The following is a 23,451-nucleotide window of genomic DNA, read 5'->3' on the forward strand; positions in this document are numbered from 1 at the left end:
ATCAATCGAGAAGCTCTATGCGCAAGGCCGCTACGGGCCCAAGACCGGGCGCGGCTGGTACGAGTTACGCCAGTGAGCGCGCCCGGTCGAACCCGATTGAACTACGAGAGGAAAAAAATGAACCAGTCCCTGGGTGCAGCGGAACTGCGGGAGATTTTCGGGCGACCCGGGACAGGCCCCCTGGCCGGCGTCGTGGTGGCCGATCTCAGCCGGGTGCTCGCAGGCCCCTATTGCACTATGCTGCTGGCCGATATGGGGGCCACGGTAATCAAGGTGGAAAGCGCCTCCGGCGACGACGCCCGCGCGTGGGTGCCGCCGCAACGGGACGGGGAAAGCACTTTCTTCCTCTCAGTAAACCGTAACAAGTACTCCATCTCACTGGACTTTGCGGACCCGGAGCAACTCGATGTGGTGGAGCAGATTATCGCCCGGGCAGACATCCTGGTGGAAAACTTCAAGCCAGGCGGGCTCGCAAGATACGGCCTCGACTACGAAAGTATCAGCGTGTCGAGGCCGGACCTTGTATACGCCTCCATTACCGGCTTCGGCACGGCCGGTGGGGCAGAGCTCCCTGGCTACGACCTGCTGGCCCAGGCTCTCTCCGGCATGATGAGCCTCACCGGCAGCCAGCACGGTGAGCCCTACCGGGCAGGCGTAGCCCTGTTCGACGTCATCACCGGGCTGCACGCGGCGGTCGGCATTCTGGGCGCCTTCCACGAGCGGCAAGAGTCCGGGACGGGACAGCACGTCGAGCTGAACCTGCTCTCGTCGGCCCTGTCCGGACTTGTCAACCAGTCCGCGGCCTACGTGACCGGGGGCAGCGTTCCCACCCGTATGGGCAACGAACACCCGAGTCTCTACCCCTACGAACCGTTCCCCGCACGGGACAAAGAGATCGTCATCGCTGTTGGCAACAATGGCCAGTTCGGACGTCTGTGTGCATGTCTGGGTGTCCCGGCGCTCGCGCAAGACGAACGCTTCAGCACACCTGCCGCGCGCAACGCGCATCGAGCAGGGTTGCGTCAGATCATGATAGAACGACTTGGCACCGAAGATGCAGAGGTCTGGTTCGAACGACTCAAGGCGGTCCAGGTGCCGTGCGCCCCGATCTTGACCGTCGAGGAAGGGGTCGGACTCGCCCAGAGACTCGGCCTGGAGCCGGTGGCTGTGGCTGGATGCGGAGACCGCAGCATCCCCACCGTTCGTCACCCCGTGGCTTTCAGCAGAACACCCGTCGACTATACCCAGGCTCCGCCCTTGCTCGACGGCGACCGGGACAAGGTACTGGCCTGGCTGCGCAACTCACAGCGGGCGGTCCGGAAGGCATCATGAGCTCCGTGTCCACCGCACTGCTGCCCGTCCGCTGGCCGGACCAGGAGCCCTGCACTGGCGACGAACGGGCATGAACGCAGCGGCACAGGGCAACACCGGTAACGGTGCAAGCCGTATCGCCTACATTGCCCTGCTCGGCACAACCGCGCTGGGCACCCTGTCGGCGAACGTCATGAACGCACCGTTGTACGTCATTCAGACCGATCTGGGCATGACCACCCAGCAGTCGGTCCTGGCCGTGAGCGCCTTCACCATGGCGATGGCCATGTTCGTGCCGCTTGCCGGATGGATCGGCGACCGTTTGGGAACCAAAACCCTACTAATCTGGGCCCTCGGTGTCCTGATCCTCGCCGGGGCCGCGGCATCGCAGGCCTCCGGGACCGAGGCGCTGATCGCCGCCCGGGCTGTACAGGGCGCAGCGTGCAGCGCCATCCCACCTTGCGTCCAGGCCGCTCTGGTGAAACTTTGGCCGGACCGGACGGCGCAGGCGATGGGCGCCTGGGCTTCGGCCATCGGTCTGGGCCAGGCGATCGGACCACTCTTCGGTGGTATCGTCACGGAGGCCCTCGGCTGGCGGTATGTCTTCCTCAGCCACGCGGCGCTGGTCCTCGTCATGATTCTCCTGCTCTCGATGTCCATGCCGCCCACCGGCCGACAGCGCCCGCCCATGCACAGGTTCGCGATGTTCTGGCTCGTCGTCGGGGCCGGGTCCACGGCCGCCGGGACAGTACTGATCGGCCAGACCACGTCCTGGTGGTGGATTCTGTTGTCCGTGGGCTGCGGCGTTTTCAGCTGGTGGTTGTTTGCCCGCCTTTCAGTGCGGCGGGCCAGATTCGCCGCCGAACATGAAGGGGCTCCGGGGCCACTTCTGGACCCGTCTCTAATGCACGACCGGGGATACTTGAGGGCCGCCGCCGCGGCCGGACTGGCCATGGGGTCGATGGCGGTCTTCATCGTAGCCGTACCGTTGTTCCTTGCCTCAGACCTGAATCTTGGCCCCGCGAGCATCGGGGCCATCGTGTTTACGATGGCTCTGTCCATGGTCATAACGGGACCCGTCGCCGCGAGGCTGGGCCGCCGCCGTGGTGTCCACGTGCAACTGAGTTATGGAATCGCCATTCTCGGGGCATCCGGACCTGTCGTCGCCCTGGCCATGTGTTGCTCCCGGCTCGGCGTGGTCCGCTGGGCAGTCCTGTCCCTGGTGGTGACGGGGCTCGTGCTCGCCGGAATCGGGATCGCCTTCACCCAGAGCGCGGCTGCTATGGAGATCGTCCTCTCCAGGGCAGGGAAGTCAGGCACCGCGGTAGGTATCCACAATATGATCCGCTTCCTCTCGATGGCCGCCGGGTACTCCGTCGTCGCCCTGGCCTACGCAGCCAATGCAACCCTGCTTCTTTTCCCCGCTGTCTCCCTGACGGCATTCGCCCTGCTCGTCACACTCCGGTCCGCTCAGCGGGGCCGGCCAGGCGGGCCCGGTGTTTCTGGCCCGTCTCCACGCCACGGGATTCCTCACCCCTCCATTGAAGACCAGCCATGACCACTGAGGCTGCAGCCCAACGAGGCATCGCAGCCGCCACGGGCACCAGTACCGACGCAGGCTCCTCCCGGCCCGACGACGACCTCAGCCCCGAGGAGATCACCGGGCGGGTCACGGTGCGCGTTTTTTCGCGCAGGAACGCGGCTGCCAGTGATCAACGGCTACTGGGAGCGTGCTAATTTCCCTGGGGGCTGCTGCCCGCCCTCGCGCTGAACGTCGCGGACACAACCATCCAGGGCCATGAGTGCCCGGGCCTGAACCCGAAGGCGGCAGGCATGGTCGCCCACGCCAACGGCAGCATCGACTCGCTCTTCGGTGTTCACTCAAACGCTGCATGGGTGCGATCAGTATGCCCGGCAGCGAGAAGCAAGGAACGCTGGCGCTTAGGGGGGAGCCGGCAGTCCGGGTCCAGCCGCAACGACATTGTTCGGATGGTGTCGGTGCATTGAGTGCCGTGGTGGAGGGCGGACCCGGCTGCCGTCCCTTACATCCTCAGGAGGGACACGGTTTCGGCGATGCAGGCCGGCTTCTCGGAGCCTTCCAGCTCGATCCTGTGCAGGACCTTCAGCTGCCGGCCGTTGGCCGTCTCGGTCACCGAGGTCAGCGTCAGCCGGTCCCGGATGCGGGAACCGACCTTGGCCGGGGCCGGGAACCTGACCTTGTCCAGCCCATAGTTGATGATCGATTCCGCGCCCTGGACCCGGTATACCTGTCCGGCCAGGTGCGGCAGCATCGACAGGCTCAGGTAGCCGTGGGCCACGGTGGTGCCGAAGGGCCCGTTGGCGGCACGCTCCGGATCGGTGTGGATCCACTGCTGGTCCAGGGTGGCGTCAGCAAACGCCTGGATCTGGGATTGCTCCAGCCGGTGCCAGCCGCTCACCCCAATTTCCTGTCCCGTCAGGCTCTCCAGCTCGGCAATATTTTCGAACAACCTCATTAGACCCTCTCCAGCAGCATCGCGACGCCCTGGCCCAGGCCGACGCACATCGTGGCCAGGCCGCGGGCCGCGTTTTCGCGTTCCATCCGGCCCAGCAGTGTAACGACGATCCGGGAACCCGAGGATCCCAGCGGATGCCCCATGGCGATCGCGCCGCCGTCATTGTTCACTATTTCCTGATCCAGCCCCAGCCGCCGCATGCAGGCCAGGGACTGCGCGGCGAACGCTTCGTTGAGTTCGACGGCGCCCAGGCCGTCCATGCTCCAGCCGGCCTTCGCCAGAGCCTTCCGCGTGGCCGGCACCGGGCCGATGCCCATGACCTCCGGGGCCACCCCGGCGGCCTGGCTGGTGACGATCCGGGCCCGCGGCGTCAGACCCCAGCGGGCAACGGCCTCGCCGCTGGCCACCACCACGGCAGAGGCACCATCGTTGAGGGAACTGGAGTTGCCCGCAGTGACGATGCCGTCCGGCCGGACGATCGGCCGCAGGGCCGCGAGCGCTTCCGGGGTGGAGCCGCGGCGCGGTCCTTCATCGGTGTCGACAAACAAAACGTCGCCGCGGCGGCCGGCCACGGGAACGGGAACGATCTCGTCCCGGAACCGGCCGGCGTCGATCGCCGCCAGCGCCCGGTCATGCGAGCGCAGGGCGAAGCTGTCCGCATCGGCACGGGAGATACCCTCACGCCTGGCCACCTCCTCAGCCGTTTCCGGCATAGAGAACCGGGCGCCGGCCTGCATCCGCGAATTGACGAACCGCGCACCGATGGAGGTGTCCGCCAGTTCCCCCGGTTTGGCAAACGGCTTTTCCGGTTTGGCCATCACCCAGGGTGCACGCGTCATGGATTCGACGCCGCCGGCGACCACAAGGTCGGCGTCGCCGTTGCGGACGGACTGCGCCGCCATGCTGATGGCGGTCAGGCCGGAGGCACAGAGCCGGTTGACCGTCACCGCGGGGACGGCGTCGGGCAATCCGGCCAGGAGCACCGCCATCCGCGCAACGTTGCGGTTGTCCTCCCCGGCCTGGTTCACACAGCCGAGGATGACCTCGTCGATGCTGTCAGGGTCGATGCCCGCCCGGGCCACGGCGGCCTGCAGCACCAGGGCGGCCAGGTCGTCGGGCCGGACCGTGGCGAGCGCCCCGCCGTAGCGGCCCACAGGCGTGCGGACACCGCCGACGAGGAACGCCTCCGGCATCAGCGTGCCCCGCCGTTGATGTACAGCGTCTGGCCCGAAATGTAGGAGGCGTCGTCGCTGGCGAAGAACGCCACGGCGGCGGCCACTTCTTCGGGCTGGCCAACCCGGCCCAGCGGTGTACGGGCGGCGACCGCCGCCTGGTGGTCGGCCGGGCTGCTGCCGACCCGCTCGGCTGTCGCGGCAGTCATGGACGTGGCGATGTAGCCTGGGGCCACGGCGTTGACGGTGATGTTGAACGGGCCAAGCTCGAGAGCGAGAGTGGCTGTCAGGCCCTGGATGCCGGCCTTCGCGGCCGCGTAGTTCGCCTGGCCGCGGTTGCCGAGGGCGCTGCGGCTGCTGAGCGAGACAATTCTTCCGGACCGGGCCGGGACCATGTACCGCTGCGCCGCCCGGGAACAAAGGTAGGCGCTGGTCAGGTTCGTGGTGAGCACCGATTCCCAGTCGGGGCGCTCCATCTTGAAGAACAGGTTGTCGCGGGTGATGCCCGCGTTGTTGACGAGGATGTCGAGCCGGCCGAACTCCCGGTGGAGCTCCGCGAAGACCCGCTCAACGGTGGCTTCGTCCGTGACATCGCAGACGGCCGCGACGGCCCGGCCGCCGGCCGAGAGCACCTGCGGATGGGCGGAGATCTGCTTTGCCGTGTCCTTGGCGCCGTCCTCGTTGAGGTCCAGGACAGCGACGACGGCACCGCCGGCCGCCAGCGTCAGTGCGGTGGCGGCGCCGATCCCCTGCGCCCCGCCGGTGACGACTGCCACCTTGTTCGTGAAATTGCTCATGGTGTTTCCTTTGGTTGTGTCGGGTAAGGGATCTAGCCGAAGGCTGAGATGCCGGTGATTTCTCGGCCGATGAGCAGGGACTGGATGGAGTCGGTGCCCTCGTAGGTGGACACCACTTCCATGTCCGTCATGTGCCTGGCCACGTGATTTTCAAGCAGCACCCCGTTGCCGCCAAGCATGTCTCGGGCTTCGGAGCAGATCCACCGGGCCTTCTGGGCCGTGTGCATCTTGGCCAGGGAGGCCATGGGCCCGGTCATGCGCCCGTCCTCGGCCAGGACCGCCAGCCGGAAGCAGATCAGCTGCATGGCTGTCAGTTCGGCGAGCATGTTGGCGAGTTTGTTCTGCACCAGCTGGAAGCTGCCGATCGCTTTGCCGAACTGCTGGCGGGTCTTCGCGTAGTCCACTGCCGCCTCGTACGCGGCCATGGCGTGGCCCAGGGACTCCCACGAGGCTCCACTGCGGGTGGCGGTCAGGACGCGGGTGACGTCCTTGAAGGAGTGGCAGCCGGTGAGCCTGTTGTCCGCCGGCACCCGGACGTTTTCCAGGGTGATGTCCGGCTGCAGGATCGCACGTTTGCCGATTTTGCCCGTGATCACCTCGGTGTGGTACCCGGCCGGGTAGCTTCCGTCGTCGTTGCGCTCCATGACGAAGGCCTTGACCTTGCCGTCCTCCTCGTCGCGGGCGAAGATGATGACGACGTCGGCCATGCTGGCATTGCCGATCCACCGCTTACGGCCGTTAATGATGTAGCTGTCGCCCTCCCGCCGGGCGCTGGTCTCCAGCGCCACCGAGTCGGAGCCGTGGTCCGGCTCGGTCAGGGCGAACGCACCGATTTTGTCCAAGGTGGCCATTGAGGGAAGCCAGCGTTCCTTCTGCTCATCACTGCCCAGCATGTTGATGGTGCCCATGGCCAGGCCGGACTGGACGCCGAGGAAGGTGTTGACGGAGCCGTCGCCGCGGGAGACTTCAGCCGCGACAATCCCGGCAGCGAGCCGGCTCAGCCCCGGGCAGCCATAGCCTTGGATGGTGGTGCCCACGATGCCGAGGGCCGCGAGCTTGGGGATCAGCTCAAACGGGAACTCCGCCCGTTCCCAATAGCCGTTGATGACCGGAAGCAGGTCCTTGTCCACGAAGCTTCGGACCTTCAGCCGCAGGGCGCGGTCCTCAGCTGTGAGGAAATCGTCCATCAGGTAGAAGTCGGTGCCGTGTCCGGCCGGTTCGATTGTCATAGCGTCAACTCCATGGGGGTGGGATCGGAAATCTGCGGTGCGGGTGCTTCGGTGCGGCATTGCCTGGGCTGGAACTCTGCGAGCCAGCGCCGCTCCTGCTCGGTCAGGGGCCTCGCCGTGCCGGTCTCCGGCCAGACCGAAACCAGCACGGTCCGGCCGTCCACGGCGACGTCGGCGCCCTGGGTGGCCGCGCACTCGAGGGTGAAGGAACTGGTGCCGATCCTGCTGACCGTCAGTTCGACCGTGAGGTCCTGGCCGTGGACCACAGGGCGGCGGTAGTTCAGCTCGAGGGCGGCCACCACGGTCGGGGTCGCGCCGCCAGTCCCGAGGCCCGGCATGGTCGAGCGCCATTGGATCCGGGACTCCTCCAGCAGCGTCACGACTGCGGCATGATTGACGTGGCCGTTGAGGTCCTGGTCCGACCAGCGCGGGGAGATCCTCGCCCGGTACGGCTCAGGCATGGGCCAGGGTTTTCTGCCGGAGCAGCCAGTCGCGGACCAGCTCGGAGCTTTCGTTGAGCTCCGGAGGCGCGAGCGGGTAGTCGACCGGGGTGCGGGAGTACTCCACGGGGTGCCGGACCGTGGGGATTTTCCGCGTCCCGCTGCCGGCCAGGACCACCGGCTGCAGTCCCAGCCGTTCAGCGAAGTCGACACCGCCGCGCACGTCCTGGATCGGGGCGCACGCCAGGCCGGCGTCGGAGAGCTGCGTGAACCACTGCGCGGCGGACTGCGCGGCCAGCTTGGCGTGGAGGATCTCCCGGAGTTCATCCCGGTGCGCGTTGCGTTGCAGTGTCGTGGCGAATTTCGGGTCCGCGGCGACTTCAGGAATCGCCAAGGCAGCGCAGAGCCGGGCAAACTGGGCGTCATTGCCTGTCGCGATGATGATCATGCCATCACCCGTCTGCATCGGCGCATAGGGGTACATGCTGGGATGTTCGTTGCCCATCCGGGTGGGCACCACGCCGCCGGTCACGTACGCCGCTGACTGGTTGACCATGCCGGAAAGGGCCGAGGTCAGCAGATTGAGTTCCACCAGTTGGCCCTCCCCGGTTCGGGACCTGTGGTGCAGCGCCCCCAGGATGCCGATGGCGGCGTGCAGGCCGGTAATGACGTCGAACAAGGCGATGCCGGCCCGGTAGGGCTGCGTCTCCGGGCTCCCGGTCAGGCTCATCATTCCGGAGGCGGCCTGGACGAGCAGGTCATAGCCTGGGATGTGCGCGCCGGCGCCGGTGCCGAACCCGGTGATGGAGGCATAGATGATGTCTGGCTTTAACTCCGAGGCGGCGGTGTAGTCCAATCCCAGGCGTTCCATGTTGCCCGGCTTGAAGTTTTCGATCATGACGTCCGCGGCGCGCACGAGGGACCGGGCCACTTCAAGGTCCTCAGGGTCCTTGAGGTCCAGTGCGATCGAGTGTTTGTTCCGGTTCACCGCCAGGAAGAACGTGGCCTCCCCGTCGCGGACCGGTGGCATGTAGCTGCGGGTGTCGTCACCTCCGGGCCCCTCAACCTTGATCACCGTCGCACCCATATCGGCCAGCAGCATGGTGGCATAGGGGCCAGCGAGCACCCGGCTGAAATCTGCGATCACGACGCCGGCCAACGGGCCAGTCCCCGGGCGGCCCAGCACCTCGGCGGCCGGACCGACAGCGTCGGGGGTAGGACTATGGCCCGCTCCGGCGGCTGTTTCAGCGTTCGGTTGTTTCATGTGATTCCTCCGGTGTGTGGTCTGCATCACCTACCTTGGCAAGCGGATTGATCCACGTCCAATACATATTTGGTGCCGGATTGATACCGCAGGCTCATCAACGCCGGCGGCCGTTTATTGGGTATCGTGGGCAGATGAACAACGACGTTTACCCGGACCGGGCCTGATCCGGCATGGAAATTCAACAGATCAGGGCCTTTCTAGCGGTCGCCGATGAGCTGCATTTCGGCCGGGCGGCACAAAAGCTCCACATGGCGCAGCCACCCCTGAGCCGGGCCATTCAACGGCTGGAGCACGAGCTCAAGGCACCCCTCTTCGTCCGGAACACTCGCACGGTCCGGCTGACGGCCGAGGGCGAGGCACTGCTGGTGCCGGCGCGGGACATCCTGGAGGCCTGCCGCCGATCGGCCGTCGCGGTGGCGTCAGTGGGCAAGGGCGAGACCGGGAGGGTGCGGGTGGCGTTCGCCGGGGTTTCCTCCCACGTTATGGTCGGAAAGCTTGCCAAACGGGTCCGGGAAACCCATCCAGGCATCGAGTTCCAGCTCTCCAGCTCAAACTTTGCGTTGCCAGCCATGGACCGGGTCATGAGGGGCGCCATGGAAGTGGGGCTGGGCCGGTGGAACTTCATTCCGGCGGCCCTGGAATCCCGGACTGTGGCGAATGAGCGGCTTGTGGTGGTGCTGAACGAGGCCCATCGCCTGAGCGGGCGGGCCTCGCTCCTTATGGCCGATCTCGCAGGCGAGCCCTTTGTCACACTTCCCGAGCATCCGGGAGCCATTCTGCACGACTACCTTCGCCGGCTTTCCAGCGCCGCCGGCTTTGCCCCGGACATCGTGCAGGTGGCGCCGGATTCCCAGACGCTTATGGCACTGGTCGCCGCCGACATCGGGGTCGCGTTGACGGTGTCTTCGGTGCCGGAGAACTTCAGCCACCCCGGTGTCGTTTTCCTGCCGCTGGCTGATCCTGCCGACATCATCCAGCTGCGGCTGGTCTGGCGCAAGGACAACGTGAGTCCGGCCCTGCGCGAGGTCCTGCGGCTCTCCGAGTCTGTTCTCCCGTCGCCGGGCCCCCTACCGGATTGATGCGTTGCAGGTATCAGCGCGGACATCATTTGGTATTGGATCAGGTGCAATCCGACTGGCACAGTGGTTAGCACCCCCGGCCCATGCCGGAACCAATTGGGACCGCCGCCCACTTACCTGCCTGGAGTTGAACCTGTGACCATAGCCGAAGCCACCCTCGTGGACGATGACGTCCTCAACCTCGATAGCCTGCTGACGGCGGAGGAGCTCGAGCTGCGCGCGACTGTCCGCGCCTTCGTGACGGAACGCATCCGGCCCAACATCAGCGCCTGGTACGAGCAGGCACATTTTCCGCTCGAGCTGGTGCCCGAGCTGGGCAAGCTCGGGGTGCTCGGAATGCACCTGGAAGGCTACGGCTGTCCCGGCCGGAGCGCCGTCGATTATGGCCTCGCCGCCATGGAACTGGAGGCCGGGGACTCCGGGCTCCGGACGTTCGTGAGCGTGCAGGGCTCACTGGCCATGACTGCGATCCACAGGTGGGGATCCGAGGAGCAGAAGAACGAGCACCTGCCGGCGATGGCACGGGGCGAAAAAATCGGCTGCTTCGGGCTGACCGAGCCCTCTGCCGGTTCGGACCCTTCCAGCATGGCGACCTTTGCGGCACCGGACGGCAGGGGCGGCTGGATCCTCAACGGCGCAAAGCGCTGGATCGGCCTTGCTTCCGTCGCCCAGATTGCGGTGATCTGGGCCAACACGAGCGACGGCATCCGCGGGTTCATCGTGCCGACGGACACTCCGGGATTCAGCGCAACGCCGATCGGGTCCAAACTGTCCATGCGGGCGTCGATCCAGTGCGACATCGACCTTGAGGACGTCCGCCTTCCGGGCACAGCGCTGCTCCCCGGCGCGCGGGGACTCAGCGGCCCGTTTTCCTGCCTCAACGAGGCCCGCTACGGGATCATCTGGGGTGCGATGGGCGCCGCCCGGGACTCCTACGAGGCCGCCCTGGCGTACTCCCAAGACCGCCTGCAGTTCGGCAAGCCTTTGGCTGGCTACCAGCTCACTCAGGAGAAGCTGGTCAATATGCTCCTGGAGATCCAGAAGGGAACGCTGCTGGCCGTCCATACCGGCCGGCTGAAGGATGCCGGGTCCCTGGAGCCGGTCCAGATCTCCGTGGGAAAGCTGAACAACGTCCGCGAGGCCATCGCCATCTGCCGCGAAGCCCGCACTGTCCTGGGCGGAAACGGCATCACGTTGGACTACTCGCCGCTGCGGCACGCCAACAACCTCGAATCCGTGCGGACTTATGAGGGCACAGATGAAGTCCACACCCTCATCCTCGGCCAGCGCATCACGGGCATCTCCGCGTTCCGTTAGGCGGCGCCGGCGCCGCCTCGGCTTTCAGCGCTCGCTGCGCGGCACCCGCGGGGCAACCGGGGTGCCGGCCAGGAACATTCTGGCCGGCACCCCAGTGCGTTAAACGAACGCGGACTTCCCGGTCACGGCCCTGGCCACGATCAGTGAGTTGATCTCGTAGCTGCCCTCGTACGTGTACAGGATCTCAGCATCGCCAAAGAGCTTGCCCATCTCGTAGTCGCTGCTGATGCCGTTGCCACCCATCAGCGAGCGCCCCATCGCGACCGATGCCCGTGCCAGCCGGGTGGTCGTTGACTTGGCCATCGCGGCCTGGACCATCTCGAGCTTTCCGTCCGCCTGGATCCTGGCCAGCTGGGCCATCAGCGACAGCGACGCGGAAGCGTTGCCCAGAATCTCGGCCAGCTGCTGCTGGATCAGCTGGAAGCGCGCCAGTTCCTTGCCGAACTGCTTCCGCTCCAGCGAATAGGCACGCGCGACGTCGAACGCGGCCAGCTGGATGCCGGCCGCCTGCCAGCCCACCCAGGCGCGCGAATCGCGCAGCAGTTCGTTGGCTTTGGAGAAGTCGGTGGCCCCGGGGAGCAGGTTGGACTCCGGGATGCGGACCTCGTCGAGCACGATATCCGCGTTCTGCATGATCCGCAGCCCGATCTTGTTCGCGATCTTGGTGGCCGTGTAGCCGGGCCGGTCCGTCTCGACGATGAAGCCCTTGATCTGCTGGTCCGCGACATCCCGCGCCCACACCAGGGCGAAGTCCGCAATGGTGCCGGCGCCGATCCAGCGCTTCGCACCGTTGATGACCCACTCCCCGTCCTCCAGCCGTGCCGTGGTGGCCAGCCCGCCCGCGATGTCCGAGCCGTGCTCCGGCTCGGTCAGGGCGAAGGCGCCGATCTGTGTCAGGGCGGTGAGCCCCGGCAGCCAGCGTGCCTTCTGTTCTTCGGAGCCGAGCTGGTCGATCATGCCGACGATCAGCTCATTGTGGATCCCCACGAGGGCCGAGAGGGACACATCGGCGCGGGCCACCTCGACGTACATCAGGCCCTTGAACAGCTTGGACGTCCCGTCCGTCTGCAGGCCGCCCAGACCGTACTTGCCGAGCTCGGCAAGCAGCCCGAAAGGGAACTCCTCGCGGTTCCAGTAATCGATCGAGGCCGCCCGGATCCGGGACTGGAGGAAGTCGCGGATTTCCAGGTAGCGGGACTGCTCCTCCGGGGGAAGCAGGTCGACGATGTACATCAAATCGGCGTCCGGGAAGGGCGGAGCCGCCACGCCCTCAAGCGCCGCTTCATGCTCGGTGACCTTCTGTCCGCTGGCACGTCCTTGTGGCTGCACGGGCATGTATCCCTTCGTAGTGATCCGGTCATGAACCGGGTCGGCTCTTCCAAACCCTTGGATGTCCTAGTATATTGCACAGTGATGGGGATCACTAGACAACGGGTGGTCTCCGGGCAACGGCGCCGGGCTTGAAACGGCTGCGCCACCAGACTTCGAAAGGTGCACCATGACAGTCACTGAGGAATTCCGCGCAGCACGCGACCGCATGCTTGACCTCCGCATGGACTACGAGGCGGCGCGCAGCGAATTCCAGTGGCCGCGCTTTGAGCACTTCAACTTCGCCCTGGACTGGTTCGACCAGATCGCGGCGGACCCGGCCAAGGCGGACAAGCCGGCCCTCGTCATCGTGGAGCAGGACGGCTCTGCCACGCGGCGCAGTTATGCAGACCTGTCCCGCCGCTCGGCCCAGGTGGCCAACTGGCTGCGCAGCCGGGGTGTCCGGCGCGGCGACCGCATGATCATCATGCTCGGCAACCAGGTGGAACTCTGGGAACTGATGCTCGCCGGCATCAAGCTGGGCATTGTCATGATCCCCACCACCACGCTGATGGGGCCGGCGGACCTCAAGGACCGGGTGGAACGCGGCGGCGCGAACTGGGCCGCCGTCGGAAGTGCCAATATCCAGAAATTCGATGAGGTCCCGGGTGACTACACCCTGATCGAAATCGGCGCCGAAGCCGGCACCGCCGAGATAAACAACGCCGCCCTGCAGTACACCGAATCCGCCGGCGCGGAGGAGGCCTTCACCCCGGACGCGCCGACCCGTGCCGACGAGACCCTGCTGCTCTACTTCACTTCGGGTACCACCTCCAAAGCCAAGCTGGTGGAGCACACGCACACCTCCTACCCGGTGGGCCACCTGTCCACCATGTTCTGGATCGGGATGGAACCCGGCGATGTGCACCTGAACGTGGCCTCGCCGGGCTGGGCCAAGCACGCGTGGTCCAATGTGTTCACACCCTGGATCGCCGAGGCCTGCGTTTTTATCTACAACTACGAACGCTTCGATGCCAAGGCACTCATGGAGCAGATGGACCGCGAGTCGGTGACGAGCTTCTGCGCCCCTCCCACCGTGTGGCGCATGCTCATCCAGGCCGACCTGACCCTGCTCAAGAACCCGCCCACCAAGGTGGTGTCCGCCGGCGAGCCACTCAACGCCGAGGTGATCGACCAGGTCCATCGAGCCTGGGGACAAACCATCCGCGACGGCTTCGGCCAGACCGAATCCACGGTGCAGATCGCAAACACCCCCGGCCAGCCGATCAAGATCGGCGCCATGGGCAAGCCGCTGCCCGGTTACGACGTCGTGCTCGTGGACCCGGCAACGGGTGACGAGGGCGACGACGGCGAGCTCTGCCTGCGCCTGGACCCCCGCCCCGTCGGGCTGATGAAGGCGTACTACGGGGATACCGAAAAGACGGCGGATGCGTTCCGCGATGGGTATTACCACACCGGTGACATGGCGAGCCGGGACGAGCGCGGCATCATCACCTACGTGGGCCGCGGCGATGACGTCTTCAAGTCCTCGGACTACCGGCTGTCCCCGTTCGAGCTGGAAAGCGTGCTGATCGAGCACCCGGCGGTGGCCGAGGCCGCCGTCGTCCCCTCCCCGGACCCGCTCAAGCTCTCGGTCCCCAAGGCGTTTGTGGTCCTGGCGGCCGGGCACGAGGCCGGCCCGGAACTTGCCGAGGACATTCTGCGGTACTGCCGCGACCACCTGGCACCGTTCAAGCGGATCCGCCGGCTGGAATTCGCCGAGCTGCCCAAGACCATCTCGGGCAAGATCCGGCGCGTGGAGCTGCGGCACAGCGAAGAAGTACGCCATGGCGGCGGGACGGTCCCGGCCGGCCTCGGCACGGAGTACTCCGAAGCCGATTTCCCCGGCCTTAAAAGCCCCGCCGAAAAGCTAGGCTGAATCCCATGAGATTCAGGTCGAGAAGCTGGGGGTGCCGTGGCAACGCCGCTGCCGCGTGATCCGATCGCCGATGCCCGGCTGAACTGGGAACGGCACGGCTGGACCGACGTCGCCGCGCCGATGGCCGCCATCACCGCCATCATGCGGACCCAGCAGATCCTGCTGGCCCGGATCGAGGGCGTCCTGAAGCCGTTCGGATTAACGTTTGCCCGCTACGAACTGCTCGCCCTGCTGAGCTTCGCCCGCAGCGGCGCGCTGCCCATGAACAAGGCGAGCGCGCTGCTGCAGGTCCATCCCACCTCGGTGACGAACGCCGTCGACCGGCTGCAGCAGGCGGGGCTGGTGCTCCGCTCGCCGCATCCCACGGACGGGCGCACCACCCTGATTGAACTCACCCAGGAGGGGCGGACGCTGGCGAAACGGGCGACGGCGGCACTCAACTCCGAGGTGTTCGCCCAGTCCGGCTTCGCGGAGCAGGATGTCGACCAGCTGATCCGGATCCTGGGCACTTTCCGCCGCAACGCTGGCGATTTCAGCGAATAGCCCCGGCCGGAAGGCCCCCAGAACTGACTTCCCGTCACAATGCAGTGATGGGTTCCGCGGCACCAGGAGACGACTCATGAAGCCGAACGCCTATTCCCGCCCCGATGACCGGGAGCTGCTCCGCGCCTCCCTGCGCCTGCTCTCCGGCAGGTTCCGGCCCGCCGTGCTGTTCGCCGGGCTGGCCAGCGGCGAGCGGCTGCAGCTGACGGATTTCCTTGGCACCGCCACGTCCAGCCTGCACCAGGTCGTCGTTGTCCCCGGCGCGGGCCTCGGCGGCCGGGTCTTCACGCAGCGGCGGCCGTTCCTGGTCGAGGACTACATCGCCTCCGAGGGAATCACCCATGAATACGATCTCGCCGTCCGGCGGGAACGCCTGACGTCAATGGCAGCCGTCCCCGTGGTGGTCCAGGGCCGGTCGCGGGCGGTGCTGTACATCGCCAGCAGGGACAGCGCCCCGCTGGGCGAAAACGCGGTGTGCGAGGCGATGCAGGCGGCCGCCGAGATCGCCGAGGAACTGCGGATCCGGGACGAGGTGGACCGGCGGGTCTCGATCATCGATACCACCAGGGCCGAGCCTGCCCTGGCCCTGGACCGGAGCTGGCTGGAGCACGTCCGGGAGGCCCACGCCGAGCTGCGGTCCCTGGCCGGCACCGTGTCCGATCCGAACCTGGCACGGCAGCTGGACATCATCGGGAGCCATCTGGCGCCGCCGCCCGCCGACGGGGTCCATCCGACGGCCCGGCTCGCCCGCCGGGAACTCGATGTCCTGGCGCAGGTGGCGCTCGGCTGTTCGTACCAGGAAACCGCGGAGCGCCTGGGCCTGAAAGCCGTGACGGTCAAGAGCTACCTGCAGAACGCGATGGCCAAACTGTCCGCGCACAACCGGCTCGAGGCCGTGTCCGCGGCCCGCCGGCTGGGACTTATCCCGTAGAGCGGGGCTGCCGGTTTTCGCCGGCATCCCCGCTCCTCCACCCGCGGATCCCCCAAAGCCAGAATCCGCAGCCTGGATCGCCCCGGCTCAGATTCCTAGGGACCGGCGACGGGCTCGATAACTGCTGTGCCTTCCGCATGCTCCGCAGGGGCGTGCGGCTTGCCGTCTTCCAGCCCGCGGTTTTCGCGGTTGGGCAGGGCCAGAGTGCAGAGCACGCTGAACACGCCGATCCCGGCGAGCAGGAACCCGATGGACCACGCACCGGACGTGACGGCGAGCTGGGCCGCCACGAGCGGGACAATGCCTCCGCCGACGACGCCGGCGAGGTTGTAGCCCATGCCGGCGCCGGTGTAGCGGTACCGGGTCTCGAACAGTTCCGGGAGCAGCGCCCCGGCGGGACCGTAGGCGATGGCGAAGATCACCAGGGTCACAGTGAGGCCGAGACCGAAGGCAAAAACGGTGTTCGCGCTGAGGATCGGGAACAGCATGAGGGACCACGGCACGGCGAGGATGCAGGAGGTGGCGATAACCTTCTTCCGGCCGAAGCGGTCCGACAGGACGCCGGAGGCCAGGGTGGCCGCGGCAACGAACAGCGAGGCGACGATGCCGGTGCTCAGCACCTCCACCCGGCTCAGCTGCATCCCGGTGGGGCTCGTGGCGTAGCTGGTGAGGTAGGCGGTGCCGATGTAGAAGAATGCGAACAGGAGCGTCAGGGAGCCGCCGGCGAGGAGGATTTCGCGCGGCTGGCGCTTGATGGATTCGAGGATGGGCAGCTTGGTGCTGGTATCGGTGACCTTGGCCGCGTTCTTGAAGACCGGGGTTTCCTCGATGCTCAGCCGCACCCAGAGGCCCACGAGGACCAGCACGGCACTGAGGATGAACGGGACGCGCCAGCCAATGGTGATGAAGGCGTCGGATTTGTCCCCCAGCGTCAGGTTGGTAATGAGGAACGTGCCGCTGGCCAGGGCGAAGGCAACGGACGGTCCCATCTGCGGGAAGGAACCGAACAGCCCGCGCTTGCCCTTGGGGGCGTATTCGGCCACGAGCAGCGTGGCGCCGGCCCATTCGCCGCCAACGGCGAGGCCCTGCACGAAGCGGAGCACCACCAGCAGGATGGGCGCGGCCACGCCGATGGTGTTGGCGTCCGGAATCAGGCCGATCATCACGGTGGCGATGCCCATCATGAGCAGCGTGGTGATGAGGGTTTTCTTCCGGCCGATCCGGTCGCCGAAGTGGCCGAAAATAATCGCGCCGACGGGACGGGCGAAGAAGGCGACGGCGAACGTGCCGAAGGAGGCGATGGTGCCGGCGGCGGCGCCCAGAGCCGGGAAGAACACGACCGGGAAGACCAGGGCGGCAGCGGTGCCGTAGATGAAGAAGTCGTAGAACTCGATAGTGGTTCCGGCGGCGCTGGCGAAGGCAACCTTGCGCAGGGTCTTGCGGCTGGGCGGCGCCTGCAGCCCGGCCGGCGAAGTCGGTGAAACTGAAGTCATGGCAATCTCCTTTGATGTCAGCCTCGATGCACGGCTATGTGACTCAGATCACCGTAGCGAAAAGCATGGACATCCAACTACCTCCTAAAAGAGGTAGTTCCGAAAAGCCCAGAACCCCCGGGCGGTCACCTAGACTTCGTGGGGAAACCAAGCCTGAACCTGAGGAGCGCGATGATCCCGGAGATCAACATCTGGGCGGTACTGCTGGCCACCTTGTCCAGCATGGTGGTCGGGTCCGTCTGGTACACGCCCAAGGTGTTCGGCAACTACTGGATGCGCGTCGCCAAGGTCACCCCGAGCGGGGATGCCAAGGACGCCGTCATACCGATCGTGATCACGCTGGTCGTCAGCTTCGTCAGCGCCCTCGTGCTGGCCGGGGCCGCCGCCATCTCGCAGCACTTCTACGGCGGGAATTTCCTGGTCAACACCTTGGTCACGGCCCTAATCCTGTGGGCCGGGTTCACGGCCGCGCGCTTCATCACCCACGACGCCTTTGAGGGCCGCCCGGTCGGCCTGACCGTGCTGAACTGCGCCCACGAACTCCTGACCCTCATGGTGATGGCCCTCGTCATCGGCCTGTTCGGTATCAGCGCGGCCTGATGTCCTGACGGCGCCGGGCAGGCCTCACGCGGCGGGTCCGGCCCGGCGACGCGCAAAAGCCCTGACGCTACCGGAATACGGTAGCGTCAGGGCTTTTGCGCATCATGGAGCGGTTGCCGCGTCGCAGGAAGGTCCGGAGGGTCCTGGTCAGCGGTGCGTGAAGTCCGGCTGGCGCTTCTCGGCGAAGGCTGCCATGCCTTCCTTCTGGTCCTCGGTGGCGAACAGCGAGTGGAACACCCGCCGTTCAAACAGCACGCCCTGCGCCAGCCCGGTCTCGAACGCGGTGTTGACGGCTTCCTTGGCCACCATCGCCACCGGCTTGGACTTGGAGGCAATCACGGCGGCGGCCTTCAAGGCCTCGTCCACCACGTCCGCGGCGGGCACCACACGGGACACGAGGCCGGCGCGTTCGGCTTCCTCGGCGTCCATGAAGCGCCCGGTCAGGATCATGTCCATCGCCTTGGATTTGCCCACCGCGCGGGTGAGGCGCTGCGAACCGCCCATACCGGGGAGCACACCCAGGTTGATCTCCGGCTGGCCGAACTTGGCGTTGTCCCCGGCAATGATGAAATCGCACATCATCGCGAGCTCACAGCCGCCGCCCAGGGCGAACCCGGACACGGCCGCGACCACCGGGATGCGCAGCCGGGTGAAGTCCTCCCAGCCGCGGAACCAGTCCGCCGCATACATGTCCATGTAGCCCTTGGACTGCATCTCCTTGATGTCCGCCCCGGCTGCGAACGCCTTGGCGGAGCCGGTTAGCACGACTGCCCCTACCCCGGGGTCTGCGTCCATGGCCGATACGGCGGCCACGAGTTCGTCCATGGTGGCCTTGTTGAGGGCGTTCAGCGCCTCGGGCCGGTTGAGCGTCACGAGCCCCACCCGGCCACGGCGCTCCACCAGAATGTTTGAGTACTGCTCCGTCATGCCTGTCCCCTCAGTGCTGTTCGGAAATGTTGGGTGTTCGGCCAGCCAGTGTTCAGAACCGGCTAGTGTTCGGATTTTTCCCGGATATCGGTGATGATGCCGGAGAAGTCCCGGCCCGCCCCGCCTTCCGCGGCAAAGCTATCGTAGATCTCGGAAGCGAGCGGACCCAGCCGCGCGGCGACACCGGTGCTTTCGAGCGCGTTAAGTGCCAGCTTCAGGTCCTTCGCCATGAGGGCTCCGGCGAACCCGGGCTGGTAGTCGCGGTTGGCGGGGCTCGTGGGCACCGGCCCCGGTACCGGGCAGTTGGTGGTCAGCGCCCAGCACTGGCCCGAGGCCGCGGAGGCGACGTCAAACAGCGCCTGGTGCGTCAGCCCCAACTTCTCGCCCAGCACAAAGGCTTCGCTGACCGCGATCATCGAGACGCCAAGGATCATGTTGTTGCAGATCTTCGCGGCCTGCCCTGCACCATGCTCCCCGCAGTGGACCACACGCTTGCCCATCACCTCGAGCATCGGCTTGACCGCTTCGAAGTCCTCCGGAAGTGCCCCCACCATGAAGGTCAGGGTGCCCGCCTCGGCCCCGACGACGCCGCCGGAAACCGGGGCGTCAACGGCCCGGTGCCCGGCCGCCACGGCGAGTTCGGCCGCCTCCCGGGCCTCATCCACGTTGATCGTGGAACAGTCCAGGAAGAGGGTGCCGGGGGCCGCCGTGGCGAGGAGGCCCGGCTGGCCGGGCTGTCCCGGCTGGCCGGGGGTGCCGCGGTAGGCGTCCAGCAGGTGCTTACCACTGGGCAGCATGGTCAGGACGACGGCGGCACCGGCCACTGCCTCGACGGCGGTGTCCGCGGTGGTGATGCCGTGCGTCCGGGCGGTTTCCAAGGCGGCCGGCACCACGTCGAAGCCGGTCACGGTGTAGCCGGCTTTGACCAGATTGATGGCCATCGGCCCGCCCATGTGGCCCAGGCCGAGGAAGGCGACCGCTCCGGCCTGCGCGCCGGGCCGGCCCGGTTCAGACGACGAAAGATCGGTCGGCGATGGTTCAGACATTGTCGCGCTCCTTCGAAAGCATCAGTTCCCGGTCACCCAGCGGCGCAAAATAGGATTCGACGTCGTCGCGGCTGACCTCCGCCAGCGTGGCGGGCTGCCAGTGCGGGTTGCGGTCCTTATCAACCACCTGCGCGCGGATGCCTTCGCGGAAGTCGGGCCCGGCGAGGAACCGCAGTCCCACCCGGTACTCCTGTTCCAGGGCTTCCTCAAGGCTCAGTCCCCTGACCCGGCGCAGGGATTCCAGCGCCACCTTCACGGCGGTCGGCGACTTGGCGTCGATGATGTCGGCGACTTCGGAGGCTTCACCGCCCACGGCCCGCAGCCGGCGCACGATCTCCCCGGCATCGTCACTCGAGTAGCAGGCGTCAATCCACTCCTGCTGCGCGGCGAGGACGGAGGGCGGAGCCTCCCCGGCGAAGCGTGCGACGGCGGCGGCCGCCGGCTCGTTCTCCAGCGCCCCGGCAAGTTCCGCGAGCTTCGCGGACGGAACGAAGTGGTCCGCGAACCCCAGGAACAGGGCGTCGGCGGCGCTCAGGTGCGCGCCGGTGAGGGCCGCATGGGTGCCGGACTCCCCTGGTGAGCGGGAGAGCAGCAGGGTTCCGCCGACGTCGGGCACGAACCCGATGGTGGTTTCCGGCATGCCCATCCGGGTGCGCTCGGTGACGATCCGGACCGAGCCGTGCGCGGAAATCCCCACGCCGCCGCCGAGGACCAGTCCGTCCATAAACGCGACATACGGCTTCGGGTAGCCCGAGATCAGGGAGTTCAACCGGTATTCCCCGGCCCAGAACTCGGCCGTCGCGTCGCCGCCGCCGAGCATGTCCCGGTAGATGGCCACAATGTCGCCGCCGGCGCACAGGCCCCGGTCACCGGCGCCGCGGACCAGCACCGCGGCCACGGCGTCGTCGTCCGCCCAGAGGGAGAGCTGGTCCAGCATGGCTGCTGCCATGCCGGCGGTGAGCGCGTTGACGGCCTGCGGCCGGTTAAGCGTGACGATGCCCAGGGTGCCGCGCCGTTCGAACAGCACCTCCGACGGCGTGGCGTCCGAGGAGTGCTTCCCCGCCATCAGCTGCCTTCCGGCATTACGAAGCTGGCACCGGTGCGGATGCCGGAGGGCCAGCGGGTGGTGACCGTCTTGGTCTTGGTGTAGAAGCGGAAGGCGTCCGCGCCGTGCTGGTTGAGGTCGCCGAAACCGGAGGCCTTCCAGCCGCCGAAGGTGAAGTAGGCAATCGGCACCGGGATGGGGACATTGATGCCCACCATGCCCACCTGCACCCGGCTGGCGAAGTCGCGGGCGGAGTCGCCGTCGCGGGTGAAGATGGCCACGCCGTTGCCGAACTCGTGCTCGCTGCACAGTCGCAGGGCCTCGTCGTAGTCCTCCGCGCGGAGCACACTCAGTACCGGGCCGAAGATCTCTTCCTTGTAGATCGTCATGTCCTTTGTGACGTTGTCGAAGAGGGTGGGGCCAACCCAGAAGCCGCCCTCGTAGCCCTCGACCTTGAGGCCTCGCCCGTCGGCCAGCAGTGTGGCGCCCTCGTCGACGCCGGCCTGGATGTAGCCCTCGATCCGTTCCTTGGCGGACGCCGCCACCACCGGGCCGAAGTCCGAGTCCTTCGCGAGGCTGTGGCCGACCTTGAGGCCAGCGATCCGTTCCTCCAGCTTGGCGACGAGCGCGTCGCCGGTAGCCTTGCCGACCGGCACGGCCACCGAAATCGCCATGCAGCGTTCGCCGGCGGAGCCGAAACCTGCGCCCATCAGGGCGTCCGCGGCCATGTCCAGGTCCGCGTCGGGCATGATCACCATGTGGTTCTTGGCGCCGCCGAAGCACTGGGCGCGCTTGCCGTTCGCGGCGGCGGTGGCGTAGATGTACTGCGCGATCGGCGTGGAGCCGACGAAGCCGATGGCCTGGACCCGGGGGTCCTCCAGCAACGCGTCCACCGCTTCTTTGTCACCGTTCACAACGTTAAAGACACCGGCGGGCAGGCCGGCCTCGGTGAAGAGCTCCGCGAGGCGCAGCGGCACGGAGGGGTCCCGTTCGGACGGCTTGAGAATGAAGGAGTTGCCCGCGGCGAGCGCCGGGCCGGACTTCCAGAGCGGGATCATGGCCGGGAAGTTGAAGGGAGTGATTCCGGCGACGACGCCGAGCGGCTGGCGCAGCGAGTGGACGTCGATGCCGGTTCCGGCGTTGTCCGAGAATTCGCCCTTGAGCAGGTGCGGGGCGCCTGCGGCGAATTCCACGACCTCAATGCCGCGCTGGATGTCACCCTTCGCGTCGAGAAAGGTCTTGCCATGTTCCGAGGACAGCAGGGTTGCGAGTTCGTCCAGGTTCTGGTTGACCAGATCGACGAACTTGAGCAGGATCCGCCCGCGGCGCTGCGGGTTCATGGCCGCCCATTCGAGCTGGCCCTTTTCCGCGTTGGAGACCACGTTGCGGACTTCCTCGGTGCTGGCCAGCGGCACCTTGGCCTGGACCTCGCCGGTGCACGGATCGTAGACATCGCTGAAGCGCCCCGAGGTGCCTTCAACATGCTGTCCGTCAATGTAATGGGATAGCTCGCGAACCATGATGGAATGCTCCTTTGCACCGTGTGATTGCCGAAGTGACGGCCGGGCCGCGTGTGACCCACGCCATCTTCTGCTCCCGAATATACTCGGACTTCCTACTAAATTCCAGAGGGGTGGGGCCGGCCCGCCGCTTCGTCGGGCAGACAAGTTCGGTAAGTTAGGGATTGTGAAGATAGCTACCTGGAATGTGAACTCGCTCCGCGCCCGCGCCGACCGCGTTGAAGCCTGGCTTCAGCGCACCGACTGTGATGTCCTGGCCATCCAGGAAACCAAGTGCAAGGACGACAACTTCCCCTGGGAGCTGTTCGAGAATATGGGCTACGAGGTGGCGCACTTCGGATTGAGCCAGTGGAACGGCGTCGCGATCGCTTCCCGGGTGGGGCTCGACGACGTCGAACGCACCTTCCTGGACCAGCCCGTGTTCGGCAAGAACGGCAAGGACGCCGTGCAGGAGGCCCGCGCCATCGGCGCCACCTGCGGCGGTGTCAGGGTCTGGAGCCTTTACGTCCCCAACGGCCGGGCCCTCGACGACGAACATATGCCCTACAAGCTCGGCTGGCTGGACACCCTGCGGACCCATGCCGAGGGCCTGCTCCGGGAGGATCCCGCGGCGCAGATTGCGCTGATGGGCGACTGGAACATTGCTCCGCAGGACGACGACGTCTGGGACATCGACTATTTCCGCGCCGAGGGCCTTACGCACGTGAGCGAACCGGAACGGGCAGCCTTCCATGCCTTTGAGAACGCCGGCTTCCAGGACGTTGTCCGGCCGCACACCCCCGGCCCCGGCGTTTACACGTACTGGGACTACACCCAGTTGCGCTTCCCGAAAAAGGAAGGCATGCGGATCGACTTCGTGCTGGCCTCCCCCGCACTGGCCGCCCGGGTCACCGGCGCCGCGATCGACCGCGAGGAACGCAAGGGCAAGGGTGCCTCGGACCACGCTCCCGTGATCGTGGAGCTGAGCGACTGATGGGCGCAGCCCCGGGAAG

22 protein-coding genes are annotated in these 23,451 nt (G+C 66.8%); 10 read left to right on the top strand and 12 right to left on the bottom strand.

From position 1 onward, the window contains the following. Positions 1-117 precede the first annotated feature (117 nt). From ABIB29_RS11180 to ABIB29_RS11190, 3 genes are all read left to right on the top strand, one after another. Positions 118-1,332 carry a CaiB/BaiF CoA transferase family protein gene (locus ABIB29_RS11180; protein ID WP_354172753.1) on the top strand — a complete coding sequence of 405 codons (1,215 nt, stop codon included), beginning with the start codon at positions 118-120 and terminating at the stop codon, positions 1,330-1,332. Between the two features lie 70 nt (positions 1,333-1,402). Beyond that, positions 1,403-2,869, top strand: coding sequence for an MFS transporter (locus ABIB29_RS11185; protein WP_354172755.1), 1,467 nt, complete (start codon positions 1,403-1,405; stop codon positions 2,867-2,869). Next, on the top strand, positions 2,866-3,048 hold the full coding sequence (locus ABIB29_RS11190) for a hypothetical protein (RefSeq protein ID WP_354172757.1): 183 nt from the start codon (positions 2,866-2,868) through the stop codon (positions 3,046-3,048). The genes ABIB29_RS11185 and ABIB29_RS11190 overlap by 4 nt, the downstream gene beginning before the upstream one ends. 305 nt (positions 3,049-3,353) lie before the next feature. On the opposite strand, the gene ABIB29_RS11195 is transcribed toward ABIB29_RS11190, so the two are convergent. Genes ABIB29_RS11195 through ABIB29_RS11220 form a run of 6 tightly spaced genes read right to left on the bottom strand, consistent with a single transcriptional unit; the run spans position 3,354 to position 8,708 of the window. Beyond that, positions 3,354-3,806: a MaoC family dehydratase gene (locus ABIB29_RS11195; protein ID WP_354172759.1), complete on the bottom strand. Its 453-nt coding sequence runs from the start codon at positions 3,804-3,806 to the stop codon at positions 3,354-3,356. Next, positions 3,806-4,999: a thiolase family protein gene (locus ABIB29_RS11200; protein WP_354172761.1), complete on the bottom strand. Its 1,194-nt coding sequence runs from the start codon at positions 4,997-4,999 to the stop codon at positions 3,806-3,808. Before ABIB29_RS11200 ends, ABIB29_RS11195 begins: the two co-directional genes overlap by 1 nt. Next, the gene (gene fabG / locus ABIB29_RS11205) at positions 4,999-5,775 is read right to left on the bottom strand and encodes a 3-oxoacyl-ACP reductase FabG (RefSeq protein WP_354172763.1); all 777 of its coding nucleotides are present in this window, start codon (positions 5,773-5,775) and stop codon (positions 4,999-5,001) included. The genes ABIB29_RS11200 and fabG overlap by 1 nt, the downstream gene beginning before the upstream one ends. A gap of 32 nt (positions 5,776-5,807) precedes the next feature. Continuing rightward, on the bottom strand, positions 5,808-7,004 hold the full coding sequence (locus tag ABIB29_RS11210) for an acyl-CoA dehydrogenase family protein (protein ID WP_354172765.1): 1,197 nt from the start codon (positions 7,002-7,004) through the stop codon (positions 5,808-5,810). Next, on the bottom strand, positions 7,001-7,465 hold the full coding sequence (locus ABIB29_RS11215) for an acyl-CoA thioesterase (RefSeq protein ID WP_354172767.1): 465 nt from the start codon (positions 7,463-7,465) through the stop codon (positions 7,001-7,003). Before ABIB29_RS11215 ends, ABIB29_RS11210 begins: the two co-directional genes overlap by 4 nt. Continuing rightward, positions 7,458-8,708 (bottom strand): CaiB/BaiF CoA transferase family protein, encoded by a 1,251-nt coding sequence (locus tag ABIB29_RS11220; RefSeq protein WP_354172769.1) that lies wholly within the window; start codon positions 8,706-8,708, stop codon positions 7,458-7,460. Before ABIB29_RS11220 ends, ABIB29_RS11215 begins: the two co-directional genes overlap by 8 nt. Before the next feature lie 173 nt (positions 8,709-8,881). Between ABIB29_RS11220 and ABIB29_RS11225 the strand changes: the two genes are divergently transcribed. Both ABIB29_RS11225 and ABIB29_RS11230 read left to right on the top strand, forming a co-directional pair. After that, positions 8,882-9,790, top strand: a complete 909-nt coding sequence (locus tag ABIB29_RS11225; protein ID WP_354172771.1) for a LysR substrate-binding domain-containing protein — start codon at positions 8,882-8,884, stop codon at positions 9,788-9,790. A gap of 135 nt (positions 9,791-9,925) precedes the next feature. Continuing rightward, positions 9,926-11,107: an acyl-CoA dehydrogenase family protein gene (locus tag ABIB29_RS11230; protein WP_354172772.1), complete on the top strand. Its 1,182-nt coding sequence runs from the start codon at positions 9,926-9,928 to the stop codon at positions 11,105-11,107. 99 nt (positions 11,108-11,206) lie between these two features. Here ABIB29_RS11230 and ABIB29_RS11235 read toward each other — a convergent pair whose 3' ends face one another. Beyond that, complete coding sequence (locus ABIB29_RS11235; protein ID WP_354172901.1) at positions 11,207-12,340, bottom strand: acyl-CoA dehydrogenase family protein; 1,134 nt, start codon at positions 12,338-12,340, stop codon at positions 11,207-11,209. A gap of 265 nt (positions 12,341-12,605) precedes the next feature. Between ABIB29_RS11235 and ABIB29_RS11240 the strand changes: the two genes are divergently transcribed. The 3 genes from ABIB29_RS11240 to ABIB29_RS11250 all read left to right on the top strand — a co-directional run bounded on the left by ABIB29_RS11240 (position 12,606) and on the right by ABIB29_RS11250 (position 15,828). Further along, the gene (locus ABIB29_RS11240; protein ID WP_354172774.1) at positions 12,606-14,354 is read left to right on the top strand and encodes an AMP-binding protein; all 1,749 of its coding nucleotides are present in this window, start codon (positions 12,606-12,608) and stop codon (positions 14,352-14,354) included. 36 nt (positions 14,355-14,390) lie between these two features. Further along, positions 14,391-14,897, top strand: coding sequence for a MarR family winged helix-turn-helix transcriptional regulator (locus tag ABIB29_RS11245; RefSeq protein WP_354172776.1), 507 nt, complete (start codon positions 14,391-14,393; stop codon positions 14,895-14,897). 76 nt (positions 14,898-14,973) lie between these two features. After that, positions 14,974-15,828 carry a LuxR C-terminal-related transcriptional regulator gene (locus ABIB29_RS11250; RefSeq protein ID WP_354172778.1) on the top strand — a complete coding sequence of 285 codons (855 nt, stop codon included), beginning with the start codon at positions 14,974-14,976 and terminating at the stop codon, positions 15,826-15,828. Positions 15,829-15,923: 95 nt separating this feature from the next. Here the strand turns inward: ABIB29_RS11250 and ABIB29_RS11255 are convergent, their stop codons facing one another. Continuing rightward, positions 15,924-17,321, bottom strand: coding sequence for an MFS transporter (locus ABIB29_RS11255; RefSeq protein ID WP_354172780.1), 1,398 nt, complete (start codon positions 17,319-17,321; stop codon positions 15,924-15,926). A gap of 171 nt (positions 17,322-17,492) precedes the next feature. Between ABIB29_RS11255 and ABIB29_RS11260 the strand changes: the two genes are divergently transcribed. Beyond that, on the top strand, positions 17,493-17,921 hold the full coding sequence (locus ABIB29_RS11260) for a DUF1761 domain-containing protein (RefSeq protein WP_354172782.1): 429 nt from the start codon (positions 17,493-17,495) through the stop codon (positions 17,919-17,921). A 147-nt stretch (positions 17,922-18,068) separates the two neighbouring features. On the opposite strand, the gene ABIB29_RS11265 is transcribed toward ABIB29_RS11260, so the two are convergent. From ABIB29_RS11265 to ABIB29_RS11280, 4 genes are all read right to left on the bottom strand, one after another. Further along, positions 18,069-18,848: an enoyl-CoA hydratase gene (locus ABIB29_RS11265; RefSeq protein ID WP_354172784.1), complete on the bottom strand. Its 780-nt coding sequence runs from the start codon at positions 18,846-18,848 to the stop codon at positions 18,069-18,071. A gap of 62 nt (positions 18,849-18,910) precedes the next feature. Continuing rightward, positions 18,911-19,894, bottom strand: a complete 984-nt coding sequence (mmsB, locus tag ABIB29_RS11270) for a 3-hydroxyisobutyrate dehydrogenase (RefSeq protein ID WP_354172786.1) — start codon at positions 19,892-19,894, stop codon at positions 18,911-18,913. Beyond that, on the bottom strand, positions 19,887-20,960 hold the full coding sequence (locus ABIB29_RS11275) for an enoyl-CoA hydratase/isomerase family protein (RefSeq protein ID WP_354172788.1): 1,074 nt from the start codon (positions 20,958-20,960) through the stop codon (positions 19,887-19,889). Before ABIB29_RS11275 ends, mmsB begins: the two co-directional genes overlap by 8 nt. Beyond that, positions 20,960-22,459, bottom strand: coding sequence for a CoA-acylating methylmalonate-semialdehyde dehydrogenase (locus tag ABIB29_RS11280; RefSeq protein WP_354172790.1), 1,500 nt, complete (start codon positions 22,457-22,459; stop codon positions 20,960-20,962). The genes ABIB29_RS11275 and ABIB29_RS11280 overlap by 1 nt, the downstream gene beginning before the upstream one ends. Before the next feature lie 166 nt (positions 22,460-22,625). Between ABIB29_RS11280 and ABIB29_RS11285 the strand changes: the two genes are divergently transcribed. After that, complete coding sequence (locus ABIB29_RS11285; protein WP_354172792.1) at positions 22,626-23,432, top strand: exodeoxyribonuclease III; 807 nt, start codon at positions 22,626-22,628, stop codon at positions 23,430-23,432. Positions 23,433-23,451 lie beyond the last annotated feature (19 nt).

It is taken from the genome of Arthrobacter sp. UYEF36, from assembly GCF_040547025.1.
In the GTDB taxonomy this organism is placed as follows: Bacteria; Actinomycetota; Actinomycetes; order Actinomycetales; family Micrococcaceae; genus Arthrobacter.

Bases quoted from the DNA above. Each gene is read 5' to 3' on its own strand.
- ABIB29_RS11250 (WP_354172778.1), top strand. From the start codon at position 14,974: ATGAAGCCGAACGCCTATTCCCGCCCCGATGACCGGGAGCTGCTCCGC.
- ABIB29_RS11180 (WP_354172753.1), top strand. From the start codon at position 118: ATGAACCAGTCCCTGGGTGCAGCGGAACTGCGGGAGATTTTCGGGCGA.
- mmsB (WP_354172786.1), bottom strand. From the start codon at position 19,894: ATGTCTGAACCATCGCCGACCGATCTTTCGTCGTCTGAACCGGGCCGG.
- ABIB29_RS11255 (WP_354172780.1), bottom strand. From the start codon at position 17,321: ATGACTTCAGTTTCACCGACTTCGCCGGCCGGGCTGCAGGCGCCGCCC.
- ABIB29_RS11195 (WP_354172759.1), bottom strand. From the start codon at position 3,806: ATGAGGTTGTTCGAAAATATTGCCGAGCTGGAGAGCCTGACGGGACAG.
- ABIB29_RS11200 (WP_354172761.1), bottom strand. From the start codon at position 4,999: ATGCCGGAGGCGTTCCTCGTCGGCGGTGTCCGCACGCCTGTGGGCCGC.
- ABIB29_RS11235 (WP_354172901.1), bottom strand. From the start codon at position 12,340: ATGTACATCGTCGACCTGCTTCCCCCGGAGGAGCAGTCCCGCTACCTG.
- ABIB29_RS11215 (WP_354172767.1), bottom strand. From the start codon at position 7,465: ATGCCTGAGCCGTACCGGGCGAGGATCTCCCCGCGCTGGTCGGACCAG.
- ABIB29_RS11275 (WP_354172788.1), bottom strand. From the start codon at position 20,960: ATGGCGGGGAAGCACTCCTCGGACGCCACGCCGTCGGAGGTGCTGTTC.
- ABIB29_RS11220 (WP_354172769.1), bottom strand. From the start codon at position 8,708: ATGAAACAACCGAACGCTGAAACAGCCGCCGGAGCGGGCCATAGTCCT.
- ABIB29_RS11240 (WP_354172774.1), top strand. From the start codon at position 12,606: ATGACAGTCACTGAGGAATTCCGCGCAGCACGCGACCGCATGCTTGAC.
- ABIB29_RS11280 (WP_354172790.1), bottom strand. From the start codon at position 22,459: ATGGTTCGCGAGCTATCCCATTACATTGACGGACAGCATGTTGAAGGC.
- ABIB29_RS11190 (WP_354172757.1), top strand. From the start codon at position 2,866: ATGACCACTGAGGCTGCAGCCCAACGAGGCATCGCAGCCGCCACGGGC.
- ABIB29_RS11185 (WP_354172755.1), top strand. From the start codon at position 1,403: ATGAACGCAGCGGCACAGGGCAACACCGGTAACGGTGCAAGCCGTATC.
- ABIB29_RS11260 (WP_354172782.1), top strand. From the start codon at position 17,493: ATGATCCCGGAGATCAACATCTGGGCGGTACTGCTGGCCACCTTGTCC.
- fabG (WP_354172763.1), bottom strand. From the start codon at position 5,775: ATGAGCAATTTCACGAACAAGGTGGCAGTCGTCACCGGCGGGGCGCAG.
- ABIB29_RS11265 (WP_354172784.1), bottom strand. From the start codon at position 18,848: ATGACGGAGCAGTACTCAAACATTCTGGTGGAGCGCCGTGGCCGGGTG.
- ABIB29_RS11225 (WP_354172771.1), top strand. From the start codon at position 8,882: ATGGAAATTCAACAGATCAGGGCCTTTCTAGCGGTCGCCGATGAGCTG.
- ABIB29_RS11210 (WP_354172765.1), bottom strand. From the start codon at position 7,004: ATGACAATCGAACCGGCCGGACACGGCACCGACTTCTACCTGATGGAC.